Here is a 14,633-nt window from a genome sequence, read left to right as displayed (position 1 = left end):
CCTGCACCCAACGCCGTGCCGCCCTTGCCCTGCCTTTCTCGGCGTGCCCTTCTCGGCGTGCCTTTCTCGCCCGCGCCCTGCCCCGCCCGTGCCTTCGTCGGACGTGTCGGACGTGTCGGACGTGGTCAGGCCCCGAGTCGCTCGGGCAGGGCCTCCGCGATCCGTGTCTGCACGAGTCCATCGTCTGCCGTTCGGCGCGGCGCCGCCTCCTGACCGTATGCGGCGACTGTGCTTCACCCATGAGGCGGCCGGGGGCCCAGAAGGCTGTCAGCAGCGACGGGTCTGGTACGGCACGGGGGCGGGAACCGGTGCGGGCGGTGCCGGGCACCGGCTCAAGGCGACGAGGAAGGTCAGCACGATTCCCCCCGCCACGACGAAGAGCGTGGTGCTGATCCCCTCGGCGGTGGCGATGCGAAGCCGTTCACCGGAGAGGCCGTCGAGGCCGGCGGTCGCTACCAGGACGAGGAGGGCGAGGCCGACGGCCGCGCCCGCCCCCGAGCCGGTGGAGGCGATGCCGGAGGCGATGCCTTGTTGTCGGTCGGGGATTCCGGTGGCGGCGGCGATGAACATGGTGGTGAAGACCACCCCGTCGCCGATGCTGAGTGCCACGAGGCCGGGGACGAGTTCGGCGTACGTGCCGTTCGGCGAGATCGCGAGGCCGAGTGCGACCGCACCGAGCGCACCGACGGCGAGGGCTGCGGCCAAGGTGCGCCGGAGGCCGAACCGCGTCACGAGCTGGCCCGCGGTTGTCGAACCGGCCACGACCACGGCCGTGGGGATGAGGAAGCCGGCGCCGGTCCGCAGAGCGTCGTAGCCCAGCACCTCCTGGAAGTAGAGGGACAGGAAGTAGAGCACGGAGCCGAAGGTCGCCATGAACATGAACGCGATGACGACACCGGTGATCAGATTCGGGTTGGAGAGCAGCCGGGGTGGCATGAGCGGGTCGGAGCTGCGCCGCTCGATGACGACGAAGGCTCCGATCAACAGGAGGCCCGCCGCCGCGCTGACCAGGATGACCGGCGAAAGCCAGCCCGATCCGGGGCCCTGTACGAGGGCGAACACGATGAGTGTGACGCCGAGAGTGACGCTGAGCGCACCGGGCAGGTCGAACGTGCGACCCTTTTCGCGTTCGCCGTCCCGGGGGATCACTACGAACGCGAGCAGCAGCGCGGGGCCGGCCAGGGCTACGTTGACGAGGAAGACCGATTCCCAGCCGAACGCCTGCGTCAGCAGACCGCCGAGCAGCACACCGATGACGAGCCCTGCCGCGCCTGACCCTCCCCAGACTCCCAATGCGCGGTTGCGTGCGCGGCCTTCGGCGAAGGTGGTGTTGATGAGTGCCAGGGTGGTGGGGAAGACGAGGGCCCCGCCGAGACCTTGGACCGCGCGTGCGGCGAGGAGCATTCCGGGGCTGGTCGAGAGTCCTCCCACGAGCGCTGCCCCGGCATAGAGTGCGAGGCCGGTGGCCAGGATGCGGCGCCGTCCGAGCAGGTCGGCGGCGCGCCCGCCGAACAGGAGGAAGCCGGCCGAGGCCACTGCGTAGGCGCTGATGACCGACTGGAGCGTCTGCGCGGAATAGCCGAGGTCGCGTGCGATGTCGGGGAGTGCCACGACCACGATGTACTGGTCGAGCGAGACGATCAGCATGGCGAAGGACAGGAGCGACAGCGTCCCCGTCTCACGGTTCCAACCGAAGCCGCCGGGCGCAGATGACGTCTCCTCGGGTCCCACGGCAGCACTCCTGATGGTCGGTCACGTCTGCCCATACGGGCCCGCCGGGACGGCCGTGCGGGGCGTACGGGCGTACGGGCACCTCCCCGAGGAGCACGGTTCCCAAGACCCTACACAGCTCACCCACACCATTCCCGTCAGCGACCCACGCCCGTCGGGACCACACCGCGGATGAGCCTGGCTCGTCGCCGGCCGATGGCGTACGTGGCGAGCCTGCCGGAACCGCTCAGGCGGGGAGGAAGTACCCGGTCACGTCGGCGAGGAGGCCGTCGCGGTGTACCGCGCTGCTCACACCGGTGGTGCGCGCCGACCGGCTTGCGCTCGTCGGCGCGCACGAAGGGTGAGCGGGCGGTCCCGTCGGCGCACCGCCCCCTCCCCCGCCGGGAAGGGGGTTGTCGGGGCCTACCGCAACAGCCGGGCGGCACCGACTCGGTGCAGATGGATGATGATGTCGTGCGACCGAGCGAGCGCGATCCGGGTCTCCGGCCCGCTGGGCCCCGGATAGGCGCCGCCGATGCTGCGGGTCGTACGGGGTGTGGCCAGCCAGGTACGGGCCGCGGGCGGGGCGGTACGCAGGTCCACGACGTAGTCGCGGTGGCGCACCCTGTCCAGGGTGTATTCGTTGCTGCCCGGTTTCGCGGGACCCACGGTGAAGGCTCGCAGTTGTCCGTCGTCTCCGACGGCGTTGAACGAGCCCTCGTCGAAGGTGGAGCCGATGCTCACATAGTTCTTGCCCAACTTGTCGCGCAGGTAGCTTCCTTGCACCTTGGGGTAGTGCTTCGGGTCGTGGGTCCGCAGCGCGACATGCCCGTTGTGGGCCGCCAGCACCACCTTGTTCCCGGTGCGCCTCTGCCACCAGTCGACGTTGTCCGCCATGATCGCGTCCCGGTAGTCCATGGCCTGCGCGCCCTGCTGCGGGTCGTCGAAGTCGAAGGCGTATCCCCTGGCCGTCTGATCGATGGCGGTGGCGTGCTGTACCGCCCAGGCGTAGGCCTCCGCGTCGCCCTCCGCCCCGGGCCCCTGCTGCGTGATCAGTTCCAGGGCACGTCCGGTCCTGTCGGCGATCTCCTTCCGTTCGGCCAGCGGCCGACCGGGATATTCCTTCATGTGGGCATCGGGGGTGGTCGCGGGCCGCAGGCCGCGGTACAGCTCGGTGAGGCGCGGCAGCAGCGCCGGGTGGGCCTGGGCCACGTAGCCGGTCACCTTGTCGTAGAGCTCCGGACCGGCGTACCCGAAGTCGTCACCCATGAACTGCACCGGATCGTGCGGATGCTGGAGGTTGTAACCGCGCATCCACCGCAGCAGGTTCAGGTATTCGGCGCTGTTCCAGAAGATGTAGCTGCTCTGGAATTCCTCGCGCATGATCCGCTCCGGATCGCCCTCGCCGCGCAGCACATAGTCGTTGAGCCGCAGTCCGGTGCTCCAGCTTCCCTCCAGGGCGAAGCTGCGGAAACCCTTCTCCTCCACGAGGTAGCGGAAGACCCGGTGCTTCATGGTGAGGAATTCGTGGGAACTGTGGGTGGCCTCGCCCAGACCCACCACCCGGGCGTCCTTCACCATGCGGCCGACCGGGCGCAGATCGTCCAGGTTCCCCTGGGGGTCGGTAGAGCGCAGAGGGTGTGCGTCGCGTTCCAGGGCGGGTACCGGCGACCGTGCCGAGGAGGGGGGCGCGGCGGCGACCACGGCACCGAGGGAAAGGAGCAGCACGGCCAGGGGTGTTGCCTTGCTTCGTTTCATGGTCCAAGACTTCCCGCCGGGAGGGACGGCGGCCATGGCCCCAACCCCCGGGCCGGGTCTGGAGCTACCCCTACCTGCGCTCCGGCGCCTGGGTGCGGCGGCACACGGGGCTGCTCGCCGAACGGGAAGTGGACTACGGGTACCGGCTGCTGGTGGCGGACCCTGGATCGGCTTCGGATGAGGAAAGGACCGTGTGACAGCGCCGGCCCAGGATGTAGCCCGGCCCGCGCGGCGCGCTGTGCGCGGGCCGGCGCGGGCGGCCGGGCGGGACGCTTCGCTTCCGGTCGAAGCCGAAGAGTCCCTCCCGTGCGCCGGCGGTCAGCGGTTGTCGTGCAGCTCTTGGTGCATCTGCGGCTGATCGTCCTGGCCCTGGGTCAGGGCGAACTTCTGGACCTCGTTGTACCCCTTGGACGCGATGCCCAGGATGTCCTTGTAGGGGTTGACGCCCACCGCCTTCTTGGCGGTGCCGCCCAGCAGGCCGCCGCCCACACCGCTGACGAGTCCGTGGCCGGCGGACAGGGGCTCGGCGGCCGCGCCGAGGATGCTCTTGGGCAGGCCGGCCATGTCGGCGTACTTGTCGGTGAGCGCGTGGCGCACCATCGCGATGAAGGCGTCGTGCGCGCCCGGCGGGTAGAACTTCTTGTAGAAGTCGACGGCCTGCTTGGTCATGAAGACGCCGTCATCGGTCTTCTTCCACTCCTTGTCCCGCTCCTGGTTCCACAGCGCCTCCACCTCGTCGGCGTCCTTGGGCAGAAGCCACTTGTCGGGGGTGCCGAGGTAGTGGTTGACGTAGTGCCAGGCGCACATGAACCCGCGCGCGTCGTCCTTGGAGACGTCGATGCCCAGCCGTGCCATGCCCTGGAGGATCTGGGTGGAGAAGACGCAGGCGGCGCCGGTGGTGTACTTCTGCGAGACCGGCTCGCCCCACTTCGCGTAGTCCCACTCACCGCCCTTCTTGTGGAGCTGGCGTACGGAGGCGTGCACGAGGCGCACCTTGGTGACGTTCGCGGCGAGCGTGCCGTCCCGCATGACGTTCTTGTTGCCCATGTCGAGGAACAGCCGGGATGACTGCGACAGGCGTCGGCCAGGGCCGTCGACGCCGCCCAGGCGGCCGGTGGAGCGGAGGGTGAACGCTCCGGTCGGGGAGAGGTAGGTGCCGATGAGGCCGACGGTGCCCTGGAGCATGGACACTTCGCCGTGGTGGTGGGCGAAGAAGCCCTCCGCCGCCTTGACGTCCGTCTCCGACCAGTCCGGCGGCGCGGCGGCGGCCTCCTTGAGGAACTCGGCCAGCCGCGGGGGCAGCTGCGACAGGTCCTGCCCCGGCTTGAGCGTGCCGATGGTACGGAACAGGGCGTTGACCCCGTCGATCTCCTTGTTGTCGATCAGGCTGGAGACGAGTTCGTCGGCTTTCGGGTCACCGACCTTGCTCGCCGCTTCCAGTTCCGCGGCGATCGTTGCTGTCGTCAGTCCCACAGCAGGACTCCCATCGGGGGTGCAGGGGGTTTCGCCGCAGCAGGCGCGCGTGTCGGCCGGCACCCGCCGGCGGCGGCCCGGCGCAGACCGCCGGGCAAGGGAAAGCCTGTGGCTGCCGCGGCGCGCAGGGAACTCCCTCCGGCAAAGGGATCGTTTCCCCCTCACCCGATCAGCCGCCGATCCCTTCCTGACCAGCGCCGGAAGGCACCGTGCGCCGTACCGGCCGGGTACGGCGCACGGAGGTGGGGGGCGGGGCTACTTGGGCGTGACCCAGACCTGGCGCTTGTTCGTGTTCGCGGTGTAGAGCTGGACCACGGTGCCGTTGGCGGTCGCGCCGCCGGTCACGTCGAGGACCTTGCCCGACGCCACGTGGACGATCTGGCCCTTGGCGTTGACGGACCAGCGCTGCGCCGCGGAGCCGTTGCAGTCGTAGAGGCTGATCTTGTTGCCGTTGGTGCTCGCGTTGCGCGCGTTGTCCAGGCACTTGCCGAACGCGCGGAACGTGCCGTCCTTGCCCAGGATCCACGACTGCGCCGCGGAGCCGTTGCAGGTGTAGAGCTGGATCTGCGTGCCGTTGACGGCCTTTCCGCCCTTGACGTCCAGGCACTTGGCGCCGAGTCCGGTCACCCTGCCCTGCGGGGACAGCGTGGCGCCGGCGCCGGCGGCGAGGAGGCGCAGGCCCTGGACGTCGAACTGCTGGACGTAGGTGCCCGCGCGCTTGTCCTGGTAGGCGTACGTGGGTGAGCACATGACCGGGAACTGGCCGGAGTCGGTCCCCTTGACGCAGTCGCTCTTGGTCAGGCTGCGGTTGGCGTGCGTCAGGCCCAGCGTGTGTCCGAGTTCATGGCTGATGTGGTTGCGCATGTACGTCTCGCCCATGGCGGCGGTGGGCTTGCCGGCCGAGGTGAAGAACTCGTCGTCGATGTAGGCGTGCCCGCTGGTCACGGTCTCGGCCAGGGAAGAGACGGTGAAGCCGCAGCTGAGGTTCGCACTGCCGGAACCGTCCCGGACGACCTTCCAGCCCGTGCTGCCCATGCTGCCGCCTTCGGCCGGCGGGACGCACGGGCGGTGCAGGAGCCCGACGACCACTTCGCCCCGGGGCCTGGCGTAGTCCCAGCCGACGGGCTTCGTGTCGACGGTGACGGGCAGGTTCGTGATGCGCCGCAGGTCCGCGGCGGAGGCCTGCACGTACGGGGCCAGCCAGTCAGCGGACTTCTGGTCGTAGAACTTGATCGTGTAGCCGGTCTGCAGCCACTTGGTGGCTCCGCTCAGCTTCCACCCTTCGCCCTGGGGCGGTGCGGGTGCGGCGGCCGCGGCCGACCTCGCCGCGGGCCGGGTCGCCTCCGCGCCGAGCGACATGACGCCGTTCTTGAAGGCGGTGCTGTCGCTGCTGTAGGTGGCGGAGTCCTCCGCGTGGGAGTCGGGCGCCTCCCCGGTCGGCGGCGCCGACTCGGAATTCGCCGAATCGGAACTCGCGGACTCGGACACGGTGTTCCCCGTGTCCCCGGTGTCCTCGGTGCCGAACGCGCTGGAGGGGAGTTGCAGACTTCCCGCGATCGCCGCCGCGGCAGCCGCGGCGACGATGGATATCCGGTGCTTGCCTGTCAATCGCAAGTGCTCATTGCCCTCTCATCGAGAATCACTTCCCGCCCCGGCCCCGGCACTGCGGTGGCACGGACGGGCGAGAATCGAATAGATGATAGGCCAGCACGTCAAAGCCCCCCGCACGCGGCCGAGTTGGCGGCCCGACCTCACCCGGTCAGGCGGGCTCGCTGTCGAGGCCGTGGCGTCCGGCTCCGGAGGCGAACCGGGCAGCCCCGGTCACCGCTTCGGCGGCGAGCGAAACGGTACCGTGACCGAACTCGACGGCAAGGGCGGTGCTCTCGTCGAGGCCTTCCTGTTCGAGGACCGACAAGCGGTCGTGGCGCATGCAGGTCTGCGGGAACCGCGCCAGGCGCGCCGCGAGTTCCTGGGCCTCCTCCAACGCCTTTCCGAGAGGGACCACGCGGTTGGCGAGGCCGATCCGGAGAGCCTCCGCGGCATCGACCGCCCGGCCGGTGAGGATCATGTCCATCGCCCTGCTCGTGCCGATCAGGCGCGGCAGCCGTACCGTTCCGCCGTCGATCAGCGGTACACCCCAGCGGCGGCAGAACACTCCGAACACCGCGCTCTCGTCGGCCACACGAAGGTCCGCCCAGAGCGCCAGTTCCAGACCGCCGGCTACCGCGTGTCCGCTGACGGCCGCGATGACCGGCTTGGAGAGCCGCATCCGGGAGACGCCCATGGGGCCGTCGCCGTCCGCGGCGACCCGGTTGCCGTTGCCGTCTGTGATGGCCTTCAGGTCGGCACCGGCGCAGAAGGTTCCTCCCTCACCGTGGAGGACCGCGACGGACGCTTCCGGGTCGGCGTCGAAGGCGCGGAACGCGTCGGCCAGCGCCGTCGCGGTGGGACGGTCCACCGCGTTGCGGACGTGTGGCCGGTTCAGGCTGATCGTCGTCACCGCGCCGCGGCGGCGGACGCTTACAGGATCGGAGGTCGTGTCGTGCACAGGATCGGAGGTCGTGTCGGGCTCGGATGCCATGGGGTGGTTGTCTCCTGGCTCGCGGTGGGCGGAAGGGGTGGCCGCCGGGCCTTCGTGCGTGGCAGCGGTCGGCCTCGCCGTTCATGACCGGCAGCCTAGCCAGCCCACGGCCCGGCCCACGTGTCTATGCCAGGAGACGTTCGAGGCTTTCGTTCGAGAAGAATTCCGCGGGCGAGGTGACCCCCGCCGCCACCCTGGCGAACCCGTCCATGGCCGGGCGGCTGCGCGACACCGCGCCGAGCAGCTGCGCCATCTCCGGTGGTGGTGGGTCCAGTGAGGCGAGTTGGGCCGTGAACTCGTACATCGGCATGACCTGGGTGTCCCTGGTCTCCTGGTAGTCCTTCATCGCCGTGTCGAAGCTCCGCCTGCCGGTGAAGGTCTGGTCGAGCGCCTGCGCACACAGTTCCGCGTCACGGAAGGCGTCCTGGATGCCCTGGGCGGTGATGAAGTCCTTGAGGTATCCGGCGTCGCCGACCAGTGCCCAGCCCTGGCCGTAGGGCTTGCGGAGGAAATTGGGGACCGCCGTCCCGACGAGGCGTTCCCCGCGCGTGGCGGACGCGGCCCGCTCGGCGAACGAGGGAACCAGCGCCATGGTGGCCAGGTAGCCCGCCTCGACGTCCGACCGGTTGGCCTTGAAGTCGCGCATCGGCAGCCCGCAGATGACCACGGTCCGGCCGTCATTGGTGGGCCAGGCGGCGAAGGCCCGGTCGGGCCGGACATAGGTCTCGAACCGGCCGTCCATCGGCAGCCCGGTCCAGTAGGAGTAGTAACTGCACTGGAGTTTCGGCTTCTCGGCGTACCGGACGGCGCCGACGGTCTTCGCGACGAGTGAGTGGATCCCGTCCGCGCCGATGACGACGCGGGCGTACTCCGTGACGGTGCTGCCTCCGCCCGCGCCGCGGCCCCTGATTCCCGTCACCGCATCGCCCTCGATCACGAGGTCCTCGACGGTGAAGCCCTCACGCACCTGCGCGCCGGACCGGTCGGCGGCATCGACGAGGATCTTGTCGAGGAGCGTACGGCGCGGGGCGTACGAAGCCTCGAACCCGCAGCCGGCCGGGGATCCTTCGATGACGAAGGGCCCGAAGTCGAAGGAGTACGTGGCGATCGCCGGACAGCCGGTCGCGACGACCTCGGGGAGCAGCCCCCAGCGGTCCAGGGCGGCGAGGCCGGGCGGGTGGATGAGATGGGTGGAGATCGTGTCGCTCGGGAAGGTCGCCCGGTCGACGAGGAGTACCCGGTAGCCCCGGCGGGCGAGGAGCATCGCGGTCGGTGCGCCCGCACACCTCGCCCCGATCACGATCGCGTCGTACATCCGGTTCGTCATGACGTCGCCTCCCGCCTCTCTGTCCCGTGGGGTCCCGTGCGGTCCCTTGGGGGTCCCTTGGGGGTCCCTTGGGGATTCGTACGGTGAAACGCTAGGCCGCGCGTCCCGCTCACCGCTTCCACAGAATGTCCACTCCTGAGGCGTGGGTCATTCTTCCCAGGCGTCAGACGAGGTCGTGCCGGTGGGCGTACGCGGTGGCCGCCGATCGCGAGGACACTCCGAGCTTGGCGAAGATGTTGCTGAGGTGGCGGGCCACGGTCTTCTCGCTCAGGAACAGGTCGTCCGCCACGGCCCGGTTCGACTTCCCCACCGCGACATGACGCAGTACGTCCAGCTCACGGGGCGTGAGCAGGCCCGCCGTCCTGGTCGTGGCCTTGAGCGCGAGCTTCTCGGCGCGCAGCAGGTCCGGTGCCGCCCCCAGCTCCCGGAAGACCGACTCGGCGGCCTCGATCTCCAGCTGTGCGGTGATCTCGTCGCCGGTCTCCCGGCACGACAGACCGATGAGCAGGCGGGTCCGCGCGGCGTCGTACGGCACGTCGAGCTCCCGGAACGTCGCCACCGCATGGCCGAGCACCACCTGGGCGGCGCGCGCGTCACCGGACGCGAGGAGCACAGCTCCCCTCGTCTGTCCGCTGACGGCGTTCAGCAAGGAGGAATCCATGGCCCCGGCGGCCGCGGCCAGTTCCTCCGCGGCCGCTCGCGCCTCGTCGACCTTCTCCGCCGCCAGCATGACCTCCGCGTACGCCGGCAGCAGCCGGCAGCGCGACGTACGGTCCTCGGCCGCGTCGAGCGCGGTGCGGATCGCGCGCTCCGCGGCGCCGGTGTCCCCGGCCGCGAGCAGTGACAGCGCGACTCCCGGCTGCGCGGTGTGCCCCAGTCTGCTGGCCTCGCGGTAGGCCCGCTCCGCCTGGTCGTGTTCACCGCGCAGCCGATGCAGCTCGCCGAGCTGGTAGTACGCGGCGTCGGCAGACTGGGTGGCCGCCACCGAGCGCATCCACCGGCAGGCGCGGTTCGCCTCGTCCAGGGCATCCGTCCAGTCTCCGTGCAGCCGCATGATCTCGACGCGGTGGGCCAGGCAGATGCCGCGGTACGGGACCAGCTCCTGCTGGGCCGCGCACCACCGGGACAGCTCGGCCGTCCATTCCCGGGCCCGGTGCAGATCGAATGCCTCGTGGCAGGTCGCGATGACCGCGCAGTACGCGAGCCCGGTCACGATCGGGGACACCTCGCCCGCCGTCACCGCGACCATGGCCTCGTCGAGGAGCCGTACCCCCTCGTCCACCTGCCCGAGCCTGATCCGGCTCTCGCCGAGGGAGACCAACGCGAAGTTCGTCAGGTCCGGGTCCCCGAACCGTGTCGCGAGGGTCAGCGCCTGCTCGGAGACGGCCTCGGCGTTCGCCGTGTCCCCCGCCAGGTAGCTCCGGAGCCCCTCCAGCGCCAGGAGGTACCCCTCCTCGACGCAGTCGGCCTGTCCGGCGTCGAGGAGCCGGCGCGCCCGCGCCGTCCAGCCGGCGGCACGGGCCCACTCCCCGCTCAGCACCAGGTCCAGCCCCAGCCAGAACACGCAGCGGACGGCCCGCGGCACATCGTCACGGGTCAGCCACGCATGGTGTGCCCTCGTCCACAGGTCGTCACTCTCGGGAGCCTTGCCGATCAGGTGCGCGGCGAGCGCGAGCCGCTCAAGGTCCTCCGGACCGAGCGGCTCGTGCCGGTCGGCCTCGGACAGGATCGCGAACACATCCCCCCACCTGTGGCGCGACGCTGCCTCATCGGCGGACCGTGGCGCTTCGGCTGGCTCCATGGGCCCAGTCTCCCAGCATCCGGAAACGCGCCCCGGGAACCACACCGACACACCTGGGCAGCATGGAGCGCATGGGCAACACGGATGCCGCAGTCCGAACCACGCACGGCCCGCGTGCGTCCTGAACGGCATGCCCCTCGCCACAGCCGTCGCCGTTCACCGGGTGGCGCACGCCCTGCGCCAGCTGGTCCGCTTCGGCCTGCGCCAGGCCGCCAGTTGCGCGTTCGCCGTGGCCCTGCTCGCCGGGGTGGGCCTGTCCGGACTGCTCCCCGAACTGCCGGTGGCACGCTACGACCTGCTGTTCGGCTACGGGATCCTGCTCAGCGTGGTCTTCCGCCTGATCGGCTGGGAACGCGGACGGGACCTCGCGGTGATCGCCGGCTGCCACCTGCTGGGCCTGGTCTTCGAGTACGTGAAGGTGTCGCTCGGCTCCTGGTCGTATCCGGAGCCCGCGATGCTGAAGTTCGGCGGCGTCCCCCTCTACGGGGGCTTCCTCTACGCGGCGGTCGGCAGCTACATCTGCGCCGCGTGGCGGCTGCTCAGGCTGGAGCTGAGCGGGTATCGCCCGGCCGCGACCGCGGTGGTGGCCGGCGCGCTGTACGTGAACTTCCTCAGCCACCACTGGCTGCCCGACCTGCGCTGGCCGCTCGCCGCCCTGCTGGTCGCGGTCACCGCGCCCGCCCGGGTGCGCTACACCGTGGGGAAGCACACCTACTCGATGCCGATGCCGTTGAGCTTCGTCCTGATCGGCTTCTTCCTCTGGCTGGCCGAGAACATCGCGACCTACGCCGGTGCCTGGCGGTACCCGTACCAACTGGACGGCTGGGAGCCGGTGTCGCTGCAGAAGTTCGGCGCGTGGGCGCTCCTGGTCAGCGTGCTGTGCGTACTCGGAGCCGCCGCGCGGCACCGGCCAGGGCCCCGCGCCGTGGGAACTGTATGACGTTCCCGCCGGGACACGGCTCGCGGATGTCGTGCCCGGGGCCACCGCCGCGCGGCCTGGCCGGTCGGCCCCTCGGCGGGCGTCGCTAGGCGGTGAGGAGCCCGGGCAGTTCGCGCATGTCGTGGAAGACAGTGGTGTCGGGGCCCTCGAGCCGTTCCGCGGGGGTCAGACCGCCGGCGTAGCCGAAGGCGCGCATTCCGGCGGCGCGCGCGGCCTGCACTCCGGGGCGGCTGTCCTCGACCACCACGCACGCGGCCGGGTCGACGCCCATCTGCCGGGCGGCGTACAGGAAGAGGTCCGGGGCGGGCTTGCCCTGCGGGACCTCCGTGGCGCTGTAGATACGGCCGGCGAAGCGTGCGTAGAGACCGGTTCGACCGAGGGTGTGGCGCATCTTGTCATGCGAACCGCTGGACGCGACGCAGGTGGGCAGGGTGATCGCGTCGAGTGCCTCGGGCAGCCCCTCCACGGGCAGCAGTTCCGCGTCGACCGCCTCCCGGTGGAGTTCCACGAACCGGTCCGCCCAGGTCACGGCTGCCTCCTCGCCGAGCCGGGCGGCCACCTGCTCGGCGACGGACGCGTTGGAACGACCGATGAACCGGTCGATGACCTCGTCCTCGGTGATCGGCCAGCCGAGTTCCGCTCCCAAGGCCACCTGGACGCGCGCGGCGATGCGTTCGCTGTCGACCAGCACTCCGTCACAGTCGAATATCACGAGCTCTATGGGCTTGATCATCCCCGTAGCGTAAGCGGTCTCGCCCCGCCCGTAGGCCGGTCGGGAGACAGGCCCTCAGGGCGTGACCACCGAGGCGGACCTCACGTCAGAGCGGGGCCCGGCGCGTTCACGGTCTCCCAGAGGCTGCCCAGGTGCGCGTGCAGGACGTCCTGGGCTTCCTCGGGGGTGAGGTGGCCGATGAGGACGTGCGCGGTGAGGCCGTCCGCGAGGGCGAGGAGGGTACGGGCCTCGTGCCGCGCGTCGAGGGGCACGGCGCGGTCGGCGCCCTCGCAGGCTTCGGAGATGAGGCGCGTGAACGTGTGCTGCAGCGCCGCGTAGTTCGCCTTCAGCGTCTCCGCGAGTGCCTTGCTGACGGCCGCCTGGGCGACGAACGCGAGCCAGACCCTGGCCTCGGCGCGGTTCTCCTCCCGGAGCAGTGAGATCTCGGTGGCCGCGTGCCCCAGGGCGGAGGCGGCCGACTGGGCCGGGCTCCTGACCAGGCGCGCCCGTACGCGCTCGCCGATCCGCTCGCCGATGTACCCGAGAGCGAAGACGAGCATCTCCTCCTTGGTGCGAAAGCACCGTTGGACGGCTCCCATCGACACCTGCGCGCGGGCGGCGACGTCGCGCAGGGTCACGCCCTCCAGTCCGCGTTCGTCGGCGAGATGGCAGACGGCGTCGGCGATGAGACGGCGTCGGCTCTCGTGGTCCACCTGCTTGGGCATGCCCTGTCGCCTCCCTGATTCACCGCGTCCGCTCCGCGTCGGTGCGAGCGCTCCGCGTCGGTGCGACCCACTCTATTCGATGCACCCGCATCGGATCCCGGGGTATCGTTCCGATGCAAGCGCATCGGAACAAGGGTGGAGATGGGGATGGGGAGCGTGCGAGTCGTGCAAGAGGAGTTGTGGCAGAAGCCCGCCACCGCGCAGGCGGAAGCCGTGCGGAGCGGCGAGGTGTCGGCCGTCGAACTGGTGGAGAGCCACCTGGAGCGGATCGCCGCGGTCAACCCGCGGGTGAACGCGGTCACGCAGCTCCTGGCGGAGCGTGCGCGCGAGGCCGCGGCGGACACCGACCGCCGGCGGGCCGCCGGTGAGGTGCTGGGGCCGCTCGCGGGCGTGCCGTTCACGGTGAAGGAGACCACCGCGGTCGAAGGCGTGCCGACCACGTTCGGCGTGGAGCGCTTCCGTGATCTGGTGGCGCCTGCCGACGCTCCCCCGGTGGCCCGGCTGCGCGCCGCCGGGGCCATTCCGATCGGGCACGCCAACATACCCACCCTGATCCTGGCCGGGATGCACACGCGCAGCGAGCTGTTCGGCGACACGGTCAACCCCTGGGACCCCGGCCGGACGCCGGGTGGCACCAGCGGGGGCGACGCGGTGGCCGTCGCCACGGGCATGGCGGCCCTCGGCCTCGGCAACGACTCCGGTGGCTCGATCCGCGTCCCGGCCCAGTTCTGCGGTGTGGCAGGGCTGAAGCCGACCACCGGGCGCTTCCCCGCCGACCACCGCCTCCTCGGTCCGGACGACCCCGGCCCGGCATCCCAGATGCTGGTCACCGACGGCCCGTTGGCCCGGACCGTGGGCGACCTGAGGCTGGCGTACGAGGTGCTGGCGGGCACCGACCCGCGCGACCCGCGAGCCGTACCGGTGCCCGCGTACGGCGAACCCCTCCGCGGACCGGTGAAGGTCGCGGTCGTGGCGGACCCGGGTGGGCGCGGCGTCCACCCCACTGTTCGCGCGGCCGTCGAGACGGCGGCCGACGCGCTCCGCGCCGCCGGATACGACGTGCGCGAGGTGGCGGACGTACCGAGGCTGGACGAGGCCCTCGACGCGTACGGCCGGATCACGGTGACCGAGTTCGCCCCGACCTGGCCGGCGGTGCGCGGCCTGCTCGGCGAAGGCGGGGACCGCTACATCGAGATGGCGATGGAGCAGACCCCGCCCGCGAGCGCGGACGAGTTGATGAGGCTGATGGGCACCTGGCTGAACATCCGCCGCTCATGGGCCGAATTCCTGTACGAGTACCCGCTCCTGCTCGGCCCGTCCTTCAGCGAGCCGCCGGTCGAGCCGGGGCTGGAGTCGCGCGACGGGGCGGGCCGGGACCGGGTCGCCTCGGGAATGCGCCTGTGCACGGTGACCAGCTTCGTGGGCGTACCCGCCGTGGCCGTGCCGACCGGGCTTGCCGACGGGCTCCCCTGCGGAGTGCAGATCGTCGGACGCGCCTTCCGGGAGGACCTGTGTCTGGACGCGGCGCAGGCGGTGGAGGACCGGCTCGGCCTTCTCACACCGATCGACCCGCGCGCGGCCGGTCCGGCGGTTTGAGCCCGCGGCC

General features: G+C 71.0%; 11 protein-coding genes. 2 read left to right on the top strand and 9 right to left on the bottom strand.

The genetic code is table 11. From position 1 onward, the window contains the following. Positions 1–267: 267 nt before the first annotated feature. From ACGFYQ_RS13450 to ACGFYQ_RS13420, 7 genes are all read right to left on the bottom strand, one after another. A complete protein-coding gene (locus ACGFYQ_RS13450) occupies positions 268–1,731 on the bottom strand; it encodes an MFS transporter (RefSeq protein WP_393743178.1) in 1,464 nt (487 codons plus the stop codon). Between the two features lie 402 nt (positions 1,732–2,133). Further along, the gene (locus tag ACGFYQ_RS13445; RefSeq protein ID WP_393743176.1) at positions 2,134–3,468 is read right to left on the bottom strand and encodes an erythromycin esterase family protein; all 1,335 of its coding nucleotides are present in this window, start codon (positions 3,466–3,468) and stop codon (positions 2,134–2,136) included. 318 nt (positions 3,469–3,786) lie between these two features. Beyond that, positions 3,787–4,941, bottom strand: coding sequence for an oxygenase MpaB family protein (locus tag ACGFYQ_RS13440; RefSeq protein ID WP_393743174.1), 1,155 nt, complete (start codon positions 4,939–4,941; stop codon positions 3,787–3,789). A gap of 255 nt (positions 4,942–5,196) precedes the next feature. Continuing rightward, on the bottom strand, positions 5,197–6,549 hold the full coding sequence (locus ACGFYQ_RS13435; RefSeq protein WP_393743172.1) for a ricin-type beta-trefoil lectin domain protein: 1,353 nt from the start codon (positions 6,547–6,549) through the stop codon (positions 5,197–5,199). Positions 6,550–6,700: 151 nt separating this feature from the next. Further along, entirely contained in the window at positions 6,701–7,522 is an 822-nt protein-coding gene (locus tag ACGFYQ_RS13430; RefSeq protein ID WP_393743170.1) for a crotonase/enoyl-CoA hydratase family protein, read from the bottom strand. 124 nt (positions 7,523–7,646) lie between these two features. Further along, a complete protein-coding gene (locus tag ACGFYQ_RS13425; RefSeq protein WP_393743168.1) occupies positions 7,647–8,849 on the bottom strand; it encodes an NAD(P)/FAD-dependent oxidoreductase in 1,203 nt (400 codons plus the stop codon). 163 nt (positions 8,850–9,012) lie between these two features. Continuing rightward, positions 9,013–10,587 carry a LuxR C-terminal-related transcriptional regulator gene (locus ACGFYQ_RS13420; protein ID WP_393743166.1) on the bottom strand — a complete coding sequence of 525 codons (1,575 nt, stop codon included), beginning with the start codon at positions 10,585–10,587 and terminating at the stop codon, positions 9,013–9,015. Between the two features lie 193 nt (positions 10,588–10,780). Here ACGFYQ_RS13420 and ACGFYQ_RS13415 point away from each other — a divergent pair, with 193 nt between their 5' ends. Beyond that, positions 10,781–11,590 (top strand): DUF817 domain-containing protein, encoded by an 810-nt coding sequence (locus tag ACGFYQ_RS13415; protein WP_393743164.1) that lies wholly within the window; start codon positions 10,781–10,783, stop codon positions 11,588–11,590. 85 nt (positions 11,591–11,675) lie between these two features. Here the strand turns inward: ACGFYQ_RS13415 and ACGFYQ_RS13410 are convergent, their stop codons facing one another. Both ACGFYQ_RS13410 and ACGFYQ_RS13405 read right to left on the bottom strand, forming a co-directional pair. After that, complete coding sequence (locus ACGFYQ_RS13410; RefSeq protein WP_393743162.1) at positions 11,676–12,323, bottom strand: HAD family hydrolase; 648 nt, start codon at positions 12,321–12,323, stop codon at positions 11,676–11,678. A gap of 80 nt (positions 12,324–12,403) precedes the next feature. Beyond that, a complete protein-coding gene (locus tag ACGFYQ_RS13405; protein ID WP_393743160.1) occupies positions 12,404–13,027 on the bottom strand; it encodes a TetR/AcrR family transcriptional regulator in 624 nt (207 codons plus the stop codon). 156 nt (positions 13,028–13,183) lie between these two features. On the opposite strand from ACGFYQ_RS13405, the gene ACGFYQ_RS13400 reads away from it, so the two are divergent. After that, positions 13,184–14,623: an amidase gene (locus tag ACGFYQ_RS13400; protein WP_393743158.1), complete on the top strand. Its 1,440-nt coding sequence runs from the start codon at positions 13,184–13,186 to the stop codon at positions 14,621–14,623. Positions 14,624–14,633: the final 10 nt, after the last annotated feature.

The sequence above is a fragment of the Streptomyces sp. NPDC048258 genome (assembly GCF_043201995.1).
GTDB lineage: Bacteria > Actinomycetota > Actinomycetes > Streptomycetales > Streptomycetaceae > Streptomyces.
This window is presented reverse-complemented; position numbering and strand designations above follow the sequence as displayed.